18 protein-coding genes are annotated in these 17,595 nt (G+C 57.2%); 9 read left to right on the forward strand and 9 right to left on the reverse strand.

What is annotated here, in order from left to right; genetic code table 11:
• Positions 1–26 precede the first annotated feature (26 nt).
• A complete protein-coding gene (locus tag GOV90_RS01645; protein WP_253284719.1) occupies positions 27–911 on the reverse strand; it encodes a MurR/RpiR family transcriptional regulator in 885 nt (294 codons plus the stop codon).
• Between the two features lie 104 nt (positions 912–1,015).
• Between GOV90_RS01645 and GOV90_RS01650 the strand changes: the two genes are divergently transcribed.
• Together GOV90_RS01650 and GOV90_RS01655 are read left to right on the forward strand one after the other, a co-directional pair.
• A complete protein-coding gene (locus GOV90_RS01650) occupies positions 1,016–1,789 on the forward strand; it encodes a 3-keto-5-aminohexanoate cleavage protein (RefSeq protein WP_171089717.1) in 774 nt (257 codons plus the stop codon).
• Complete coding sequence (locus tag GOV90_RS01655) at positions 1,786–3,102, forward strand: aspartate aminotransferase family protein (RefSeq protein WP_171089719.1); 1,317 nt, start codon at positions 1,786–1,788, stop codon at positions 3,100–3,102. The genes GOV90_RS01650 and GOV90_RS01655 overlap by 4 nt, the downstream gene beginning before the upstream one ends.
• A 68-nt stretch (positions 3,103–3,170) precedes the next feature.
• Here the strand turns inward: GOV90_RS01655 and infC are convergent, their stop codons facing one another.
• The 7 genes from infC to cobA form a co-directional block, all read right to left on the reverse strand.
• Positions 3,171–3,719: a translation initiation factor IF-3 gene (infC, locus tag GOV90_RS01660; RefSeq protein WP_171091146.1), complete on the reverse strand. Its 549-nt coding sequence runs from the start codon at positions 3,717–3,719 to the stop codon at positions 3,171–3,173.
• A gap of 157 nt (positions 3,720–3,876) precedes the next feature.
• On the reverse strand, positions 3,877–4,710 hold the full coding sequence (locus GOV90_RS01665) for a ferredoxin--NADP reductase (protein ID WP_171089722.1): 834 nt from the start codon (positions 4,708–4,710) through the stop codon (positions 3,877–3,879).
• 106 nt (positions 4,711–4,816) lie between these two features.
• Positions 4,817–5,224 (reverse strand): DUF934 domain-containing protein, encoded by a 408-nt coding sequence (locus GOV90_RS01670; protein ID WP_171089724.1) that lies wholly within the window; start codon positions 5,222–5,224, stop codon positions 4,817–4,819.
• A complete protein-coding gene (locus GOV90_RS01675; protein WP_171172805.1) occupies positions 5,221–5,982 on the reverse strand; it encodes a phosphoadenylyl-sulfate reductase in 762 nt (253 codons plus the stop codon). Before GOV90_RS01675 ends, GOV90_RS01670 begins: the two co-directional genes overlap by 4 nt.
• Positions 5,972–7,636, reverse strand: a complete 1,665-nt coding sequence (locus GOV90_RS01680) for a nitrite/sulfite reductase (protein ID WP_171172806.1) — start codon at positions 7,634–7,636, stop codon at positions 5,972–5,974. Before GOV90_RS01680 ends, GOV90_RS01675 begins: the two co-directional genes overlap by 11 nt.
• Positions 7,637–7,702: 66 nt before the next feature.
• Positions 7,703–8,017, reverse strand: a complete 315-nt coding sequence (locus GOV90_RS01685; protein ID WP_171089731.1) for a DUF2849 domain-containing protein — start codon at positions 8,015–8,017, stop codon at positions 7,703–7,705.
• Entirely contained in the window at positions 8,017–8,793 is a 777-nt protein-coding gene (gene cobA, locus GOV90_RS01690) for a uroporphyrinogen-III C-methyltransferase (RefSeq protein ID WP_171089733.1), read from the reverse strand. Before cobA ends, GOV90_RS01685 begins: the two co-directional genes overlap by 1 nt.
• Before the next feature lie 144 nt (positions 8,794–8,937).
• On the opposite strand from cobA, the gene GOV90_RS01695 reads away from it, so the two are divergent.
• Entirely contained in the window at positions 8,938–9,420 is a 483-nt protein-coding gene (locus tag GOV90_RS01695) for an Lrp/AsnC family transcriptional regulator (protein WP_171089735.1), read from the forward strand.
• Between the two features lie 34 nt (positions 9,421–9,454).
• Here GOV90_RS01695 and GOV90_RS01700 read toward each other — a convergent pair whose 3' ends face one another.
• Entirely contained in the window at positions 9,455–10,636 is a 1,182-nt protein-coding gene (locus tag GOV90_RS01700) for a cytochrome P450 (protein ID WP_171089738.1), read from the reverse strand.
• Here GOV90_RS01700 and GOV90_RS01705 point away from each other — a divergent pair.
• From GOV90_RS01705 to GOV90_RS01730, 6 genes are all read left to right on the forward strand, one after another.
• Positions 10,635–12,416 (forward strand): ATP-binding protein, encoded by a 1,782-nt coding sequence (locus GOV90_RS01705; protein ID WP_171089740.1) that lies wholly within the window; start codon positions 10,635–10,637, stop codon positions 12,414–12,416. The two genes, GOV90_RS01700 and GOV90_RS01705, sit on opposite strands and share 2 nt — an antisense overlap.
• Positions 12,413–13,642, forward strand: coding sequence for a sigma-54 dependent transcriptional regulator (locus tag GOV90_RS01710; RefSeq protein WP_171089741.1), 1,230 nt, complete (start codon positions 12,413–12,415; stop codon positions 13,640–13,642). The genes GOV90_RS01705 and GOV90_RS01710 overlap by 4 nt, the downstream gene beginning before the upstream one ends.
• 292 nt (positions 13,643–13,934) lie before the next feature.
• On the forward strand, positions 13,935–14,936 hold the full coding sequence (locus GOV90_RS01715) for a DctP family TRAP transporter solute-binding subunit (protein WP_171089743.1): 1,002 nt from the start codon (positions 13,935–13,937) through the stop codon (positions 14,934–14,936).
• A gap of 116 nt (positions 14,937–15,052) precedes the next feature.
• The gene (locus tag GOV90_RS01720; RefSeq protein ID WP_171089745.1) at positions 15,053–15,730 is read left to right on the forward strand and encodes a TRAP transporter small permease; all 678 of its coding nucleotides are present in this window, start codon (positions 15,053–15,055) and stop codon (positions 15,728–15,730) included.
• A complete protein-coding gene (locus GOV90_RS01725) occupies positions 15,730–17,106 on the forward strand; it encodes a TRAP transporter large permease (RefSeq protein WP_171089747.1) in 1,377 nt (458 codons plus the stop codon). Before GOV90_RS01720 ends, GOV90_RS01725 begins: the two co-directional genes overlap by 1 nt.
• Before the next feature lie 151 nt (positions 17,107–17,257).
• Complete coding sequence (locus GOV90_RS01730) at positions 17,258–17,569, forward strand: multidrug efflux SMR transporter (RefSeq protein WP_171089749.1); 312 nt, start codon at positions 17,258–17,260, stop codon at positions 17,567–17,569.
• Positions 17,570–17,595 lie beyond the last annotated feature (26 nt).

The following is a 17,595-nucleotide window of genomic DNA, read 5'->3' on the forward strand; positions in this document are numbered from 1 at the left end:
GCGCGGGCCGCGACGCAGCCAGGTTGTTAGGGCTTCCTGAGCTTTGGCAAAACACCGGGCCGCCAATAGGCGCCCGTGTCTTCCCTTGCTTTTTGATACTGTTCCACGCGTTCCCGGGCCTCTTTGCCGCTGGCCTCAAAAAGATGCCCGAGCAAACATTCCAACACGACCATCGCGCCGGAAAAGCTTGAGAATGGGTGCAATGTCCGGGTGCTGACAGGCAGGACCACATCCGGTTCAACCCCGGGCGCGATCACCTCGCTGTCCGACAGCAACACGATGCGCATGGACCTGTCACGAGCAAATCGCATCGACTGGATTGTGTCGGCGGAATAGGGATGGACGGTGATGGCAAACAAACAATCTTCATCTGTGGCCTCGACTAAATCGTCGATAGCTGACCCCATGTGGCGGGGCACCAGTTGCAATCCGGGATGGGCCATGCGGCCTGCGTAGTGAAAGTAATAGGCCAGGGCGTGGCTGGACCGGGTCGCGGTAACGTAACAGCGCCGCGCGGAAACCATGTGCCCGATGGCGTGTTGCGTCAGATGCGGATCCATCAGGCGCAGGGATCGCGAAACAACATTCATCTCGTTCTGAGCGAATTTGACTTGCGCCAGATGAAACGGGTCTTGCCCCGCCGAAGCTTCTAACCAGCCTTGCCCCAGCCGGTCTTCGCTGTCCGTTGTCAAGGCGCGGCGAAACGGTTGGCGAAAAGCATCGAAGCTGTCAAAGCCCATGCGCTGTGCAAGCCGTACCAACACGTTTGAACTGATGCCGATCCTGTCGGCGGTTTCGCGGATCGGGTTCAGCCCAAAGTCGCCAGGATGATCGACAACATACTTCGCCGCGACCTGCATTTGCGCAGGCATCTGATCGATCTCGCGCCTTAACTGATCCGTGAGTGCCATCAGGGTAGGGGTCATGGCTAAAATAAAAACATATGTTTTATATGGGGTAAATTGAAAACGAATGGAGTGGGGTCTAGGTGCACCCTTGTACAAGGAAAGAACAGATGAATCCCATCCCTGCCGACGACAACAAAACCCTCTATATTCTAGTCGCGCCCAATGGCGCGCGGCGAACTGCAGCAGATCATCCTGCCCTGCCGGTCACGATAGATCAGATCGTCAAAACTGCGCGGGCCTGCCACCTTACAGGGGCGCAGGGCACTCATGTTCATGTACGGGACGCGAAGGGTCAGCACTCGCTGGACGCTGGATCATATCTGGAAACGATCGCCGAATTGCGCCGCATCGCGCCGGGGTTGGATGTTCAAATCACAACCGAAGCGGCAGGGATATTTGACGTTCCCGCGCAGCTGGCCTGCTTGGAGCAGGTGCGTCCAGACTGGGCCTCGATTTCGGTACGAGAGATTGCGCGCGACCCCAACCTTGCACCGCGTGTCTATGCGCTCTGCGCTGATCAGGGAACGCGGGTGCAGCATATTCTGTACGATGCGGAAGACGCTCGGCTGTTGGACCAGTGGCAGCAAGATGACATTGTCCGTAAGGATCAGACGGACCGGCTGTTTGTTCTGGGACGCTATAGCGACGGTCAGCAATCTGTACCGGCAGATCTGGATGCCTTCCCGAACTGTCAAAACCATTGGATGGTCTGCGCGTTTGGCACACAAGAACACGCCTGTCTGGCCGAAGCAGCGCGGCGCGGGGGTGATGTGCGCGTTGGATTTGAAAATAGCCTGACGGGGCCGGATGGCACGCCGTGGGCGGATAATGCGGCTTCGGTCGCGGCTTTGGTTGAACTGCTTGGAAAGGCCAGAACATGAGTCACGTATTCCCGCGCCACACCAAATCGGATCTGCCCATCGCAGCAGGTGGGGATGGCTGCTATCTGATCGACGCGCAAGGCAAGCGGTATCTGGACTGCGGTGACGCGGCCGTGTCTTGCCTGGGGCATTCCAACCCTGCAGTGATCCGCGCGGTTCAAGAACAGGTGGAACAGATCGCCTTTGCCCACAGCGGTTTCATGACCTCTGAACCGGCTGAGGCGCTGGCGAATCTGTTGATCCAGCATGCGCCGGGCGATTTGGACAGGGTCTATTTCGTATCGGGCGGGTCTGAGGCAACCGAGGCGGCGATCAAACTGGCACGTCAGTATTTCCTTGAAATCGGTCAGCCCGAGCGTCGGCATGTCATCGCGCGAAAACAAAGCTACCACGGCAACACGCTGGGCGCTTTGTCTGCCGGGGGAAACGCCTGGAGACGGGCTCAGTTCGCGCCCATGCTGATCGAGATGACGCATATTTCGGCCTGTTATGAATATGCCGAAAAACCCGAGGGCGAAAGCAGCTTTGACTATGGTCAGCGCGTTGCCAACGAGCTTGAGGCCGAAATCCTGCGCCTGGGCCCCGAGACTGTCATGGCATTCATGGCGGAACCGGTGGTTGGTGCAACGCTCGGCGCGGTTCCGGCGGTTGAAGGGTATTTCAAACGTATCCGAGAAATCTGCGACCAATACGGGGTGCTTTTGATCCTGGATGAGGTAATGTGTGGCATGGGGCGCACAGGCCATCTGTTTGCCTGCGATCATGACGGCATCGAGCCTGATATACTGTGCATCGCTAAAGGCTTGGGGGCCGGATATCAGCCGATCGGAGCCATGCTGTGCACTGGTGCGATCTATGATGCAATTCGGGATGGGTCAGAGTTTTTCCAACATGGGCACACCTATATCGGTCACCCGGTTGCCACAGCTGCTGGGCTCGCGGTGGTTCGTGAGCTGACGGGCCGAGACTTGCCAGCCCGCGCCAGGGTCATGGGAGACAAAGTGCAATTGGCCCTGGAGGCTGCGTTTGGTCAGCACCCTAATGTTGGCGATCTGCGTGGGCGCGGGTTGTTCCGAGGTATTGAGTTGGTGTCGGATCGGGGTACCAAAGCTACGTTCGATCCGTCCCTAGGCATCGCCGGAAAGGTGAAGAAGGCCGCAATGTCTGAAGGCTTGATCTGTTACCCCATGGCAGGGACACGGGATGGGCGAAACGGGGATCACATTCTGCTGGCACCTCCGTTCATCATCGAAGACGCGCAGATTGACGAACTTGTCGGCAAGTTAGAACGGGCGCTGAACGCAGTCATCTGACAGCTGTAGAAACGAAAAGGCTCTCGCCAATCCAGCGAGAGCCTGTGATCTTGCAGCCTGTGTTCGGCTTATTTCTGGGGAAGCGGGCCGATCATCATGATCATCTGACGGCCTTCCATCTTCGGCATGTTTTCAACCTTGCCGATTTCCTTGATGTCCTCGGCCACACGCTCCAACAACTCGCGCCCCAGGTTCTGGTGCGCCATTTCACGTCCGCGGAACCTTAGCGTAACTTTGACCTTGTCACCTTTCTCAAGAAACTTGACGACGTTCTTCATCTTGACGTCGTAGTCATGGGTATCGGTGTTGGGCCGGAATTTGACCTCTTTCACCTCGATGACTTTTTGCTTCTTGCGGGCTTCGCTTTCGCGTTTTTGCTGTTCGTATTTGTATTTGCCGAAATCCATGATCTTGCAGACCGGCGGGTTCGCATTGGGCGAGATCTCGACAAGGTCAAGGCCGGCATCGGCCGCAAGTTGCATGGCTTTGGCGGGATGAACCACCCCGACATTTTCACCTTCGGCACCAATCAGGCGAATTTCGGGGGCACGGATTCTGTCATTGACGCGCGGGCCGGTTTCTCGTTGAGGCGGCGCGTTGTGAGGTCTGCGAGCTATGGGTTCATTCCTTTGATAATTGCAGAATTTCGAGCCCGGAATTTAAACCGGGCTGCGCCGCACTTCAAGCGGCATAAATACAGGATGATGTGAAAAAACTTGTTTTATCGGGCATTCTTCGCGTTCAGAGCCGGAAAGCCCCGAACGCAGATTGGAATTACCCAACAAAGGCTTTTTCGATCACGAATTCCTTCGGGTCGGAATTTGCTCCTTCGCGCAGGCCGAACCCTTCGAGGATTTCTTTGATATCCAGGTTGAAGGCCAACGATCCACAAACCATCGCGCGGTCGGTTTCAGGCTTGATACCGCCTTCGATGCCCAGATCTTCAAACACGGTGCCGTCCTGAAGCAGGGTGGTGATACGGCCCATTTTGGGGCTGTCTTCCCGGGTAGTGGTCGGGTAATAGCGGATTTTGTCCGCAAACCCTTCGCCCATCAGTTCAGCCAGCAGTTCGTCCTGACGGATGTTTTCGATTAGCTGACGGCCATATTCCAGTTCGGCAACTTCGCGGCAGGTGTGGGTGATGATGACCTCGTCATAGTCCTCATAGGTCTGCGGTTCACGCAGCAGCGAGGCAAAAGGTGCAAAGCCAGTGCCGGTGGCAAAGAACCACAGGCGTTTGCCGGGCAGCAGGGCGTCATGCACCAGCGTACCAACCGGCTTGGGGCGCAGGATGATCTGATCGCCAGGCTTGATGTGTTGCAGTTTCGAAGTCAGCGGGCCGTTCTGAACCTTGATCGAATAGAACTCCAACTCTTCGTCCCAGGACGGCGACGCAATCGAATAGGCGCGCAGCAACGGTTTGCCGTTATCACCCAAAAGGCCGATCATCACAAACTCACCCGAACGAAAGCGCAGCGAGGCCGGGCGCGAGACCTTGAACGAGAACAGGCTATCAGTCCAGTGCTTCACCTCGGTGACAGTCTGGGCATCTGGCAGAACGGGGGCCTTAACGGCGGTTGCTTCACTCACGGATTTCATCTCTGTCATCATTTCACTGCCGGTCAGCTAAACCGACATCTCCGTTTAATCTTTGATCCAAGTCAGGAAAAGGGGACAGATTGCCCCCTTACATCACAAGCTGGCGATGGCGGTGTCAGCCGCGCAAGCGGGCCTGATAGTTGTTGTCTTGCCATTTGGAACGCGCCAACCACTGATCTTCGGGCTGACGATCCGCAAGGGCGTGATCAATTTCGACCTCATCGAAACCGCTGCGGCGGGCCATGGCGTATTGGTCCGCCAGCACGTGGCCTTTGGCGCGCAGGCGGCCTGTGTAGCCTTTCAGGCGCAGGACGCGCGCAATGGTAAAGCCGCGTCCATCCGCTGAGGACGGGAAATTGACGCGCACCATCTTGGCACTGCCCAAACGGTCTATCAGTTCATCCGGGTCGGCGTCCGAAGCGACATCCAGCGCGACCACATCATTGGCGGCATCGTCCAGAGTGACAAAGCCGTCGGTCCAGTCATCGGGCGAAAAGCCCTCATCCGTTACGATTACGTTCATGTTTTCTCTCCGGCGCGCATCATCTTGCCATCGACAAAATGGATGCCGCATTCTTCCTTGTTCTGGTCGCGCCAGCGCCCGGCGCGGGGGTCTTCGCCCTCTTTGACCGGCGAGGTGCAGGGCGCACAACCGATCGAAGGGTATCCTTTGGCCGCCAGCGGGTGCCGGGGCAGGTTGTTTTCTTCCATGTAGGCGCGCACATCTTCGCGCGCCCAATGGGCCAGCGGGTTGACCTTGATCCGGCCCGTGCCGTCCTCGACCTCAAAGAAGTCAAGCGCGGCGCGAGTGCCCGACTGAAACCGTTTGCGCCCGGTGATCCAGCCGCAATAGCCCGTCAGAGCCTTTTGCAGCGGGAAAGTCTTGCGCAGGTTGCAGCACGCATCCGTATCCCGCAGACGTAACGCACCATAAGGGTCGTCACGCTGAACATCCTCATCATCTGCACGAATGATTTGAACATTCTTCAGGCCCAGACGCTCGCTGACCTCCTGCTGGTACTCCAGCGTTTCGGTGAACAGCATCTGCGTGTCTACGAACAGCACCGGGGTCATCTTGTCGACCACCGCGGCCATGTGCAGCAACACAACCGACTCAGCCCCAAAGCTTGAGACCAGAGCCAATTTGTCAATTTCCTCCAACGCGCCGTGCATGACGTCATGCGCACTGTGGTGTCGGAACCGGGCGTTCAGCGTTTCGACTTTTTCGGTCAGCTCGCTGCGGTCTTTGCCCAGTTCCGTCTGGATCAGGTCAAGCGGCATTCGCCTGAGCCTCGGGGTAGAGAGCGGCCTTGAACGGAGCCATACCGACGCGGCGGTAGGTCTCCAGGAAGGTTTCTTCAGCGCTCTCCCGCTGGGTCAGGTATGTGTCGACGATGCGTTCCACTGCCGGCACGATTTCATCATAGGCAAATCCTGGGCCTGTGCGGTCGCCGACTGCGGCGGTTTCAGTCGCGTCGCCACCCAGGGTGATCTGGTAATTCTCGACGCCTGCACGATCCAGACCCAGGATGCCGATGTGGCCCACATGGTGGTGACCACATGCATTGATGCAGCCCGAGATCTTGATCTTCAGGTGGCCAATATCATGCTCCAGCTTCAGGTCTTCGAAACGTGTTGCGATTTCCTGCGCCACGGGGATCGAGCGGGCCGTTGCCAGCGCGCAGTAATCCATGCCGGGGCAGGCAATAATGTCGCTGATCAGGCCGATATTGGTGGTCGCCAGTTCGTACTCTTTCAGCTTTGCATGGATCGCAGGCAGGTCCGACTTGTGGACATGCGGCAGGATCACGTTCTGCTCGTGGCTGATGCGCAGCTCGTCATAGGCGAACTGTTCGGCCAGATCGGCCATTACGCGCATCTGCTCGGCAGTCGCATCGCCCGGCGTCGCGCCATGTTTCTTGATCGAGATCGTGACAATCGCGTGGTCCGCGTTTTTGTGCGGTGCGATATTGGTGTCGACCCACGAACGGAAAACCGGATCGTTGGTGTAGGCGCTTTCGAACGACGCAACCGAACCTTCGCGGAAGGCAGGGGCAGCAAAGTGGCCCTTGATTTCTTCCAGCAGCGCCATGTCGGCACCTTTGAACTGCGGGCGAACCTGCAGGAAGCGCTCGTTGACCTTGGCGCGGATGGCATCGATACCGTGCTCATGCACGGTGATCTTGATGCGCGCTTTGTATTTGTTGTCACGGCGGCCGATCTGGTTCCAAACCGAAACGGTGGCTTCGAGGTAAGCCAGGAAGTCGTCAAACGCGACGAATTCGGACAGTTCCTTGCCGATCATTGGGGTCCGGCCCAGTCCGCCGCCCACGATCACGCGCGCGCCCAGAACACCATCACGCTCCACCAGTTGCAGGCCGATGTCGTGGGCTTTGATCACGGCGCGGTCGTTTTCGCTGCCGGTGATGGCGATCTTAAATTTACGCGGCATGAACTGGAATTCCGGGTGGTCGGTCGACCACTGGCGCAGCAGTTCTGCATAGGGGCGCGGGTCAGCGATCTCATCCGCGGCGGCACCGGCAAAGTGATCTGCCGTCACGTTGCGGATGGTGTTGCCCGAGGTCTGAATGGCGTGCATGCCAACCTCGGCAAGCGCGTCCAGCATATCTGGCACGTCGTTCAGCTTGGGCCAGTTGTACTGAATGTTCTGACGGGTGGTGAAATGGCCATAGCCTTTGTCCCACTTTTCGGCCAGCAAGGCCAGCTGGCGCATCTGCGCGCTGGACAGGGTGCCGTACGGAATGGCGACCCTCAGCATGTAAGCATGCAGCTGCAGATACAGGCCGTTCATCAGGCGCAGGGGTTTGAATTCGTCTTCGGTCAACGACCCGTCAATGCGTCGCTCGACCTGGGCGCGGAACTGTGCGTTACGCTCTGCCAGAAACTCGTGGTCAAACTCGGAGTAGCGATACATGTCTAGCTGTCCTTGGTTGCAGCCCCGAACCTTGGGGCCATAGAAGGGGAGAGAGAGGGCCTGAGGTCAGGCCCGGGGCTGCGAGGAAGATTCCTGTTTGCCGTGGGCATAGTTGGACGGACCAGTCCGGCGGAAGTCTTCCCGAAAATGGGTGGGCTCAGGGCCGTGTTCACCAGCAACGGCGTCAGCCAGATAGGCACCCACAATCTTGTTCGCCTGACGCGCGGCATCCAGCAGACGCACCTGAGCGTGCGCTTCGTCGGTGATCAGTTCCGCATCGGAAAGATCGCGCGACCAGCGGTCGTCTTCGGTTTGATAAATCACATCACCTTCCAGCAGATCATTTGCGGTGACGACTTTGGGGGTGAAAGCGCGGGCCATCAGGCAAGCTCCTTATTGAATTCAGTCACGGCCTGAGCCGCTTCGCGCGGGGCAAGGCCATAGAAGGTCAGGGCAGGGCCGTCCAATTCAGCGGCGGCCAGATCAGTTGGCAGTTTGTCCAATGTGGTGGCCAGAATGCGTTGGTTCGGGCGCGAGGCGTTTTCGACCAGCGTGATCGGAGTTGCACGATCCGCACCGTGCATAATCAGACGCCCTTGGATGAACCGGGCCGATTTCTTCCCCATGTAAACCGCAGCAACCGATCCTGCGCGGGCCAGCGCGGCCCAGTCGTGATCGGCAAAGCCTTTCATGTCGTGCCCGGTCAGAAACCGCACGGAAGAGTTGCGGCCCCGACGGGTCAGGCTTTGCCCAATGCTTGCAACAGCCGCAGATGCAGCTGTAATGCCGGGGATGATTTGCCAGTCAATGCCAGCGGCCTCGACCGCTTCGATTTCTTCATCCAGACGACCAAACACGGTTGGGTCCCCTGACTTGAGGCGCACCACCCGCTTGCCCTTTTGGGCATAGTCCACCAGAAGCGCATCAATATCGCTTTGCTTCCAGGACGGACCAAACCCGGCTTTGCCAACATCAACCAGTTCTGCGGTTTGGCCGGCCAAATCCAGCACAGGTGCACTGATCAGGCGGTCATGCAGAACGATATCAGCCTGCTCAAACGCGGTGAGCGCTTTGAGCGTCAGCAATTCGGGATCACCGGGACCGGCGCCGACAAAGTCGACATGTCCTTTGGATCTGATTGTGAGCATGTCCTGCATTGGATCGTCTCGGGTGTGGTTTGACTTGGCTTCCAATATAGGAAATATTCCCACTAAAGCGCCATATGGGCGGATAAATAAGAACACATGTTCCATTATTGTTGAGAATTGGAACGAAAACCTCGAATTGGAAGGAAAACTGGAATGTCGGTTCGAATAGACGAAACGGATCGGAAAATTCTGGCCGAGCTGCAACGCGATGCGGGTCAGTCGCTGGATGAAATCGCGGCCCGTGTAGGCAGTTCCAAGACGCCGGTGTGGAATCGCATCCGTAAGCTCAAAGGGGCCGGTATCATTGGTCAGCAAACAGTTTTGCTGGACGCCGAAGCGCTTGGATTCGAGGCGACATTCTTTGTCTTGATCCGTACGTCCGAGCACGAGGCCGAATGGCAGCGCAAGTTTCTGAAAGCGTTGCGCGATCACCCCGAAGTGCAAGAGGCCCACAGGCTGGCTGGCGACATCGACTATATCCTCAAGGTCAGGGTCAAGAATGCACGCGCCTATGACGTTTTCTATCAATCACTGATTTCAGAGGTGCGGGTGCACAACGTCACGGCGCTTTTGTCGATGGAAGAAATCAAATCCACCACAATGCTGCCGTTGAACGCATTGGTTGATAAGGCGTAGCAGTTCGGGCTGACAGCAAGGTGGAAACGCGACTTCAGATTTGTACCAGAACCTGCTCCAAGCCATGGAAATGATAACTGTCCGAATAAGTCGGGGGCGCGGCCAGCCGTAGGTCTGGACAGGCAACGAACAGGATTGGAAGCGCGATACGCATTTCCAACCGTGCCAAAGGCGCACCAACGCAGAAGTGGATTCCGCCACCAAAGCTGGTGTTCACATCGATGGACCGCGTGGGGCGGAAAGCGTTCGGTTCTTGCCAGACAACGGGGTCGCGGTTCGCGGCCCCCAGCAACAAAGCAACCTGATCGCCGCGTTTGAATCCATGCCCAAAAATATCGACATCCTCGTAGGCATAGCGCGTAAACATATGCAGGGGCGGGTCAAAACGCAGGATTTCTTCGATCGTGGCATCAATCTTGTCTGACCGCAAAACGCTTGGGTCGGTCTGTGTTTCAAGCAGGGTTTTGACCCCATTCCCCAAGGAGTGCACTGTTGCCTCGTGACCGGCATTCAACAGCAGAATACAGGTCGCGACCAACTCCTCTCGGGAAAGTTTCTCGCCTTCTTCTTCTGCAGCGATCAATCGTGTAATCAGATCGTCACGCGGATCACGCCGCCTCTGGTCGATGTAGTCTTCCAGAAACGTTGTGAATTCCTGCGCCGATTGTGCAGCCTTGTCTTCGGTGTCCCGCGTTCGATTGGCTTGGTACATTGCCACCATGTCGTGCGACCAGCGCAGCAAGTCCGGTGCCATTTCTTCGGGTACTCCCAGCAGACGACAGATCGTAATCACGGGGACCTGAGTGCAATAGGCATGCAAAAGGTCAAACGGCTCTTGTGGGAAATCCCGGATCAGATCGTAACAAAGAGTTTCAATCGAAGGCTGCAATGCCGAAATCGCCCGCGACGTGAAGGCCCGCATGACCAACGCCCGCAGACGCGTGTGCCGTGGTGGCTCGGCTTCAAGCAGCGAATGGGCCTCGACCGACAGCCATGGGGCCAGATGCGCAGGGCCTTGTGTTGCGTGTTCGGGCGGAACTTCGCGCCCGAACCGGCGATCCTTCAGCAAGGTGCGGACGGCCTGGCAGGACACAGCGGCAACCATGCTGTAATCGGTCCAATAGAACAGATCTCCGGCTTGTCGGGCTGTGTCGTAAAACGGATAGGGGTTCTGGACGAAACCCGGTTCTGTCGGGGATTGTGAGAGCGACTTCATGCGACGCACACTTGCCACGCGCCGCGTTGAATGCAAGACCCTGTACATGCACAGGGTTTGGTTCATAGCCGGTTTTCTGATTGCCGTTGGGGTACTGTCCGGATTCGTCTGGTCTTATGGCTACCGTCAGGCATTGTCCCAGCTCAGCGAAAAGGCCGAGGCCGATCTTGAACTGGCGGCCGACCGGCTGAGCACGCAAATGCAAGTGTATCAAGAGCTTGCAGTGCTGATGGCGACCCATCCGATTCTGCAAGAATTAGATCAACAAGCCGACAAGCGACAAGCTCAGGCAATTTTTCTGGACGTTGCCGACAAGACAGCGGCAGTCAACATGATGTACCTGGACCAAAATGGGCAGGTCTTGGTTTCAGCGCAGCCTGTTTCTCAGCCCAACATGGCCGAACACCCCGCTTTCCGTCGTGCAATGCAGGGGGCCTTGGGCAGTGCGCATGAGGTTACGCCTGTCGGAGATGATCGGATCTATTCCTATGCTGCGCCCGCTTTTGGCCCATTTGGTCAGATCACAGGTGTACTGATGGTTGTCGCCGATGTTCAGGATGTCGAGCAGACATGGCGTGGCAGTACGGAGGCGGTTTTCTTTGTTGATGCAGAAGGTGTTGTGTTCATCTCGAACAGGTCGGACCTGCTGTTTTGGTCTCGCCAGGAAGGAGAGGCAGGGCTTACACCGCCCAATGGCGCGACGGTCGACTTTGCTTCGACGCGCGTCGGGGGGCACGAGCTGTGGAAATTGAACTGGGGGCGCTATCTTCCGCGCGATGCTTTGCACCTTACCCTCGAATTGCCGGTCATCGATATGACTGCCGAGGTATTGGTGGACGTGGCCCCAGCCCTGCAACTTGCGCGACTTCAGGCAGCCGCAGTCGCAGCAATCTGTTTGGCATTTGGTGCAATGCTTTTTCTTGCGATGGAACGGCGGCGGACGCTGGCCGAAGCCAATGCGGTTCTGGAAAGCCGAGTGGCCAAACGGACCCTCGACCTGACGGTTGCAAACGACAGCTTGCAAAAGGAGGTCGCGGAACGACAGGAAGCCGAAGCGGCGCTGCGGCGCGCACAGGCGGATTTGGTACAGGCCGGAAAGCTCAGCGCGCTTGGTCAGATGTCAGCAGGGATCAGCCACGAGCTGAACCAGCCCCTGATGGCGATCCAGCAGTTTGCTGATAACGGCAAAGCGTTCGTGGAACGGGGAAAACCCGAGAAAGCGGGCGAGAACTTGGGCCGCATTTCTGAGATGGCTGCGCGCATGGCGCGGATCATCAAGAACCTGAGGGCCTTTGCCCGCAACGAAAGCGAACCGATGGGGCGCGTGGATTTGGTGCAGGTTCTGAATACGGCCGTTGAACTGACCGAAGCCAGGCTGAACACGGAAAACGTGGCCATGGATTGGCAACCGCCAAACGCGCCTGTTTACGCTTGGGGTGGTGAGGTAAGGCTTGTGCAGGTCTTTGTGAACCTGATCAACAACGCCGCAGATGCGATGAGCCAGCAGGATGAACGCCTTATTCAAATAGTGATCAATAATGGCGAGAGGCTTTCTGTCACTGTGCGAGACATAGGCCCCGGCATCGAAAACACGGAAAAGCTGTTTGAGCCGTTCTACACCACCAAGGCCGTAGGTTCGTCCGAAGGTATGGGGCTGGGGCTTTCGATTTCTTACGGGCTGGTTCAGAGTTTCGGTGGAAACATTCGCGGGACCAACGCGCCCACTGGCGCGATGTTTACTGTGGAACTGGAATACTATCGGGAAGACGAGGCGGCATGACCCGAAAAGTTCTTTTGGTCGATGATGATGCAGCCGTGCGCGAGGCTTTGGCACAAACGCTTGAGCTGGCGGATGTTCAACCGACGACGGCAGGCTCTTTTGTCGCGGCCAAGGATCATATCCGAGCGGACTTTCCTGGTGTCATCATCTCGGACATCCGAATGCCGGGTCGGGATGGGTTTCATCTGTTGACCTACGCAAGAGAGGTCGATCCCGATCTTCCCGTCATTCTTCTGACCGGTGAAGGGGATATTCCCATGGCTGTTGATGCAATGGGTAAGGGCGCGTTCGATTTTCTGGAAAAACCCTGTGCCGCGTCCGATCTGCTGGATGTGCTGGAGCGTGCATTCGCAGCCCGAGCCGAGGTTATCGAGCAGAGGGCAATGAGATCCGAACTGGAACGCGGTGACCCGGCCGCACGATTGCTGTTTGGCCTTTCTCCGCAGGCCGAGGCGTTGCGCGAAAGGGTTCGCGCCGTTGCACCCACACGGGCCGAAGTTCTGGTGACTGGCCCTCCTGGCAGTGGCATCTCTAAAGTGGGCGAGGTTGTGCACCTGATGTCATCTGTGGGGCAGGGACCGTTTGTGAAAAGACCGGCCTCGACGCTCAGCCCCGAAGATCTGGCCCGCAGTTATGAGGATGCAGCGGGTGGGTCGCTGTTTCTAGACGAAGTTTCGGCAATGCCGCAGGCCACGCAATTTGCGGCGCTTGAACTGATCGAACAAGGGCCGGGTGGTCGGATCATTGCTGGCACCACCGCTGATCTGTCTGCCTTAAGTGCCGAAGGCCGTTTCAATGCCGATCTTTTCTATCGGCTGGACGTGATGCGCGTTCGGATTCCATCTTTGGCAGAGCGGCCAGACGATATTCCCGTTATCTTTCGTCACTACGTGGCTCAGGCAGCTGAGCAGGCAGGGATTCCGGTTCCTGAAATCTCATCGGAACATCTGGCAGCGTTGATGGCCAACGATTGGCCCGGGAATGCGCGGTCGCTTATGTCCGCTGCGATGCGCTTTGTTCTGGGGATGCCGGAAGAGGTCGCACAGGCCACGGATCTGGGCCTCAGTGAACAAATGGCGCGTGTTGAACGATCGTTGCTGATCGCGGCGTTGGGGCGGCACAATGGAAAAGCGTCTGATGCGGCAAAGGCGCTGAAGCTTCCGCGAAAGACCTTTTATGACAAGCTGGCGCGCTACCAAATCCGGCCAGAGGATTACCGCAGGTAATTCAGCCGACAAACGCAACCTCCATATTGATTCGCATGGATGATTCGGAAACTGTGCGGAAATCCGCACAAGTGGCATTTTCATGTGTGCGGATTTTCGCACGTTGAAGAAAAGGTGATTCTTGGCGTTGTGTTTGGTTTGATGTAACACAATGAAATTACATGAATAAATGCCCTCATCTGACTGTCAGACGGAAATGTTGTGTGGTTGCGGCTGAGTCGGTTCACTGCACGCCATACGGCGCCAACCCGGCGCTGATCGCTTGTTTCTTGGAAGTCTGGGAGGAAAACAGATGAAGATTTTGACAACAGCAGCAACGGCTCTGGCGCTGACGGTCACCGCAACTGCGGGGATGGCGGCATGTGACGACGGTGAGATTGTTGTGAAGTTCGCGCATGTGACAAACACCGATAAACACCCCAAAGGCATCGCGGCCTCGCTGCTGGAACAGCGCGTCAATGACGAGATGAACGGCGTGATGTGCATGGAGGTCTATCCGAACTCGACCCTCTACAACGACGACAAGGTGCTTGAGGCGATGCTGCAAGGCGACGTTCAACTGGCCGCGCCGTCCTTGTCCAAGTTCGAGAAATTCACCAAGCAGTTCCGCCTGTTCGACCTGCCATTCATGTTCAAAAACATTGATGCCGTAGACGCATTCCAGGCGTCGGCCGATGGTCAGGCAATGAAAGACAGCATGCAGCGTCGTGGTCTGCAGGGTCTGGCCTTCTGGCACAATGGCATGAAGCAGATGTCGGCCAACAAGCCGCTGGAAGATCCGTCAGACGCAAACGGCCTGAAATTCCGCGTACAGTCCTCGGACGTGTTGGTTGCACAGATGGAAGCGATCGGTGGCAGCCCACAGAAAATGGCGTTCTCGGAAGTTTACGGTGCGCTGCAGCAGGGTGTTGTGGACGGGCAGGAGAACACCTGGTCAAACATCTATGGCAAGAAGTTCTTCGAAGTTCAGGACGGCATCACCGAGACCAACCACGGTATCATCGACTATCTGGTTGTGACCTCGGTTGACTGGCTGGACAGCCTGGACCCGGAAGTGCGTGATCAGTTCACAACCATTCTGGCCGAAGTGACCGAGACCCGGAACAAAGAAGCCTTTGCAGTGAACGAAGCGGCCAAAGCCTCGATCACTGACGCGGGTGGTATCATTCGTGAGCTGACACCTGAACAGCGTCAGGCGTGGGTTGATGCAATGAAGCCTGTCTGGGATCAGTTCGCAGGTGACGTTGGTCAGGACAAGATCGACGCGGCACAGGCCATCAACGCCGGTTTCTAAACCGGATCGAGGCCACGCGTCCGGGGACTGGGGAGTATTCGACGCGTAGGCCGGGCGGGCTGACAAAGCCCGCCCACACACACTCTCTCATCATCAAAAAATGCGGGGACAGATAGATGTCTGGTGCGAAATCCGGCCAAGGCGGGCTGGTCGACCATATCGAAGAAACCCTGATTGCGTTGCTGTTGGGCCTGATGACGGTCGTAACCTTTGCCAACGTGATTGCGCGGTTTGTATTTAATTCCAATATCCTCTGGGCGCTTGAACTGACGGTGTTCACCTTTGGCTGGCTGGTGCTGCTGGGTGCGTCTTATGCGGTGAAGAAACATGCGCATTTGGGTGTGGACGCTATTCTGAACATGCTGTCGCCAGCACCACGACGCATTCTGGCGCTGATTGCAGTGGGCTGCTGCCTGGTGTTTTCTTTGCTGATGCTGAAAGGGGCCTACGACTATTGGGCCGTCTTTGCCGATTTGCCGCCCACATCCGGGCGCTGGTTCCCGACCGGGTTCAATTTCGACGCCCGCAGCCAGAGTTTTTATGAGGTCGACGACATTCCGATGGTCGCGCCTTTGAGGTTCCTTGAGGACCTGATCAACTACGGCGAGTATTACGAAAAACTGCCCAAGGTTGTCCCGTATTTCATCCTGCCTTTGTCGATGTTGCTGCTGGTCATCCGTTTTGCGCAGGTCGCAGTTCAAATTTGGCGTGGTGAGACGGATCGCCTTGTCGCCAGCCACGAAGTCGAGGACGAGATCGAAGAAGTCCGCGCTCAGCAAGGAGAGCATAACTGATGGACGTCATTCTTCTTTTCTCGATGGTCATCGGCCTGCTGCTGATCGGGGTTCCGATTGCGGTTGCGCTTGGCCTCAGCTCGACCCTGTTCCTGCTGATTTATTCCGACAGTTCTTTGGCCTCGGTCGCGGGAACTTTGTTCGAGGCGTTCGAGGGGCACTTTACCCTTCTTGCGATCCCGTTCTTCATTCTGGCTTCGTCCTTCATGACAACGGGCGGCGTGGCGCGGCGGATCATCCGGTTCTCGATTGCCTGTGTTGGGCACTTGCCCGGTGGTCTGGCGATTGCAGGCGTGTTTGCCTGTATGCTGTTTGCCGCACTTTCGGGTTCGTCCCCGGCAACCGTTGTGGCCATCGGTTCGATCGTCATCGCCGGGATGCGGCAGGTGGGCTATTCCAAGGAATTTGCTGCTGGTGTGATCTGTAACGCGGGTACACTTGGCATTCTGATCCCACCATCCATCGTGATGGTTGTCTATGCCGCTGCCGTCGAGGTTTCGGTTGGGCGCATGTTCCTGGCGGGTGTCATTCCGGGCCTGATGGCGGGTCTGATGCTGATGATCACAATTTACGTCATGGCCAAGGTCAAGAACCTGCCCAAAGGTGAATGGAAAGGCTGGGGAGAGGTCTTTATCTCGGCCCGCGAAGCCGGTTGGGGCCTGTTCCTGATCGTCATCATTCTGGGCGGCATCTACGGGGGTATCTTTACCCCGACTGAAGCCGCTGCTGTTGCCGCTGTCTACGCGTTCTTTATCGCCAGCTTTGTCTACAAAGACATGGGGCCGCTCAGCACAGAAGAAGGTCAATCGAACCTTTCATTGCTGAAGAAGCCATATGCGCTGGTGACGGCTTTCTTCCACCCGGACACGAAGCACACGCTGTTCGAGGCGGGCAAGCTGACGGTCACGCTGCTGTTCGTCATTGCCAACGCGCTGATCCTGAAACACGTGCTGACGGATGAGCAGGTGCCCCAGCATATCGCAAGTGCCATGCTGTCAGCGGGTCTTGGGCCGGTCACTTTCCTGATCGTGGTCAACGTGATCTTGCTGATCGGCGGTCAGTTCATGGAACCCTCGGGTCTGCTGGTCATCGTGGCCCCGCTGGTGTTCCCGATCGCCATCGAACTGGGTATCGATCCTATCCACCTGGGTATCATCATGGTGGTGAACATGGAGATCGGGATGATTACTCCTCCGGTCGGGCTGAACCTGTTCGTGACCTCTGGCGTGGCCGGGATGCCGATGATGAGCGTTGTGAAGGCAGCACTGCCGTTCCTGGCGGTCCTGTTCGTCTTCCTGATCATGGTGACGTACATACCGTGGATATCGACCTTCCTGCCCAACACCTTCATGGGGCCGGAAATCATCACAAACTAGCGGGCCTGACCTGTATCGCCGGGCGGTTGCGACTGCCCGGCCTTTTCATGCCTTGAAACACCCGCGCAGGTGCTTATCTCGAGGACAGAGGACGACCTCCCCAACATGGGTAGATCATGCGGGACGACCCGCTTTGACAAGAGGTCATCTCATGGCATGGATCATGCTGCTTATTGCCGGAATTCTTGAAGTTGTCTGGGCGGGTGCGATGAAGCAATCCGCCGGGTTCACGCGGCTTTTGCCGACCGCGATCATGGGAGTGTCCATGATCGGGTCTTTCGGTTTGTTGGCGCTGGCGATGCGCGAGTTGCCGCTGAGCACCGCCTATACGATCTGGGTTGGTATCGGCGCGGTGGGGGCTTTTGTGGTGGGGATCACTCTGCTGGGTGAGGCGGTAACGCCGCTACGCATTCTGGCGGCGCTGCTGATCATTGCCGGAATTATCACCATGAAGCTGGCCTGATCCGTTGACGGTCGGGGCGTCATTGG

Origin of the sequence: Ruegeria sp. HKCCA5929 (genome assembly GCF_013034525.1) — a bacterium.
In the GTDB taxonomy this organism is placed as follows: domain Bacteria; phylum Pseudomonadota; class Alphaproteobacteria; order Rhodobacterales; family Rhodobacteraceae; genus Ruegeria.

Coding starts and splice junctions, on each gene's coding strand:
- GOV90_RS01670 (WP_171089724.1), bottom strand. CDS start 5,224: ATGAACGTAATCGTAACGGATGAGGGCTTTTCGCCCGATGACTGGACC.
- GOV90_RS01680 (WP_171172806.1), bottom strand. CDS start 7,636: ATGTATCGCTACTCCGAGTTTGACCACGAGTTTCTGGCAGAGCGTAAC.
- GOV90_RS01730 (WP_171089749.1), top strand. CDS start 17,258: ATGGCATGGATCATGCTGCTTATTGCCGGAATTCTTGAAGTTGTCTGG.
- GOV90_RS01705 (WP_171089740.1), top strand. CDS start 10,635: ATGCGACGCACACTTGCCACGCGCCGCGTTGAATGCAAGACCCTGTAC.
- GOV90_RS01665 (WP_171089722.1), bottom strand. CDS start 4,710: ATGACAGAGATGAAATCCGTGAGTGAAGCAACCGCCGTTAAGGCCCCC.
- GOV90_RS01710 (WP_171089741.1), top strand. CDS start 12,413: ATGACCCGAAAAGTTCTTTTGGTCGATGATGATGCAGCCGTGCGCGAG.
- GOV90_RS01685 (WP_171089731.1), bottom strand. CDS start 8,017: ATGGCCCGCGCTTTCACCCCCAAAGTCGTCACCGCAAATGATCTGCTG.
- GOV90_RS01655 (WP_171089719.1), top strand. CDS start 1,786: ATGAGTCACGTATTCCCGCGCCACACCAAATCGGATCTGCCCATCGCA.
- GOV90_RS01715 (WP_171089743.1), top strand. CDS start 13,935: ATGAAGATTTTGACAACAGCAGCAACGGCTCTGGCGCTGACGGTCACC.
- GOV90_RS01725 (WP_171089747.1), top strand. CDS start 15,730: ATGGACGTCATTCTTCTTTTCTCGATGGTCATCGGCCTGCTGCTGATC.
- GOV90_RS01675 (WP_171172805.1), bottom strand. CDS start 5,982: ATGCCGCTTGACCTGATCCAGACGGAACTGGGCAAAGACCGCAGCGAG.
- GOV90_RS01695 (WP_171089735.1), top strand. CDS start 8,938: ATGTCGGTTCGAATAGACGAAACGGATCGGAAAATTCTGGCCGAGCTG.
- GOV90_RS01645 (WP_253284719.1), bottom strand. CDS start 911: ATGGCACTCACGGATCAGTTAAGGCGCGAGATCGATCAGATGCCTGCG.
- cobA (WP_171089733.1), bottom strand. CDS start 8,793: ATGCAGGACATGCTCACAATCAGATCCAAAGGACATGTCGACTTTGTC.
- GOV90_RS01700 (WP_171089738.1), bottom strand. CDS start 10,636: ATGAAGTCGCTCTCACAATCCCCGACAGAACCGGGTTTCGTCCAGAAC.
- GOV90_RS01650 (WP_171089717.1), top strand. CDS start 1,016: ATGAATCCCATCCCTGCCGACGACAACAAAACCCTCTATATTCTAGTC.
- GOV90_RS01720 (WP_171089745.1), top strand. CDS start 15,053: ATGTCTGGTGCGAAATCCGGCCAAGGCGGGCTGGTCGACCATATCGAA.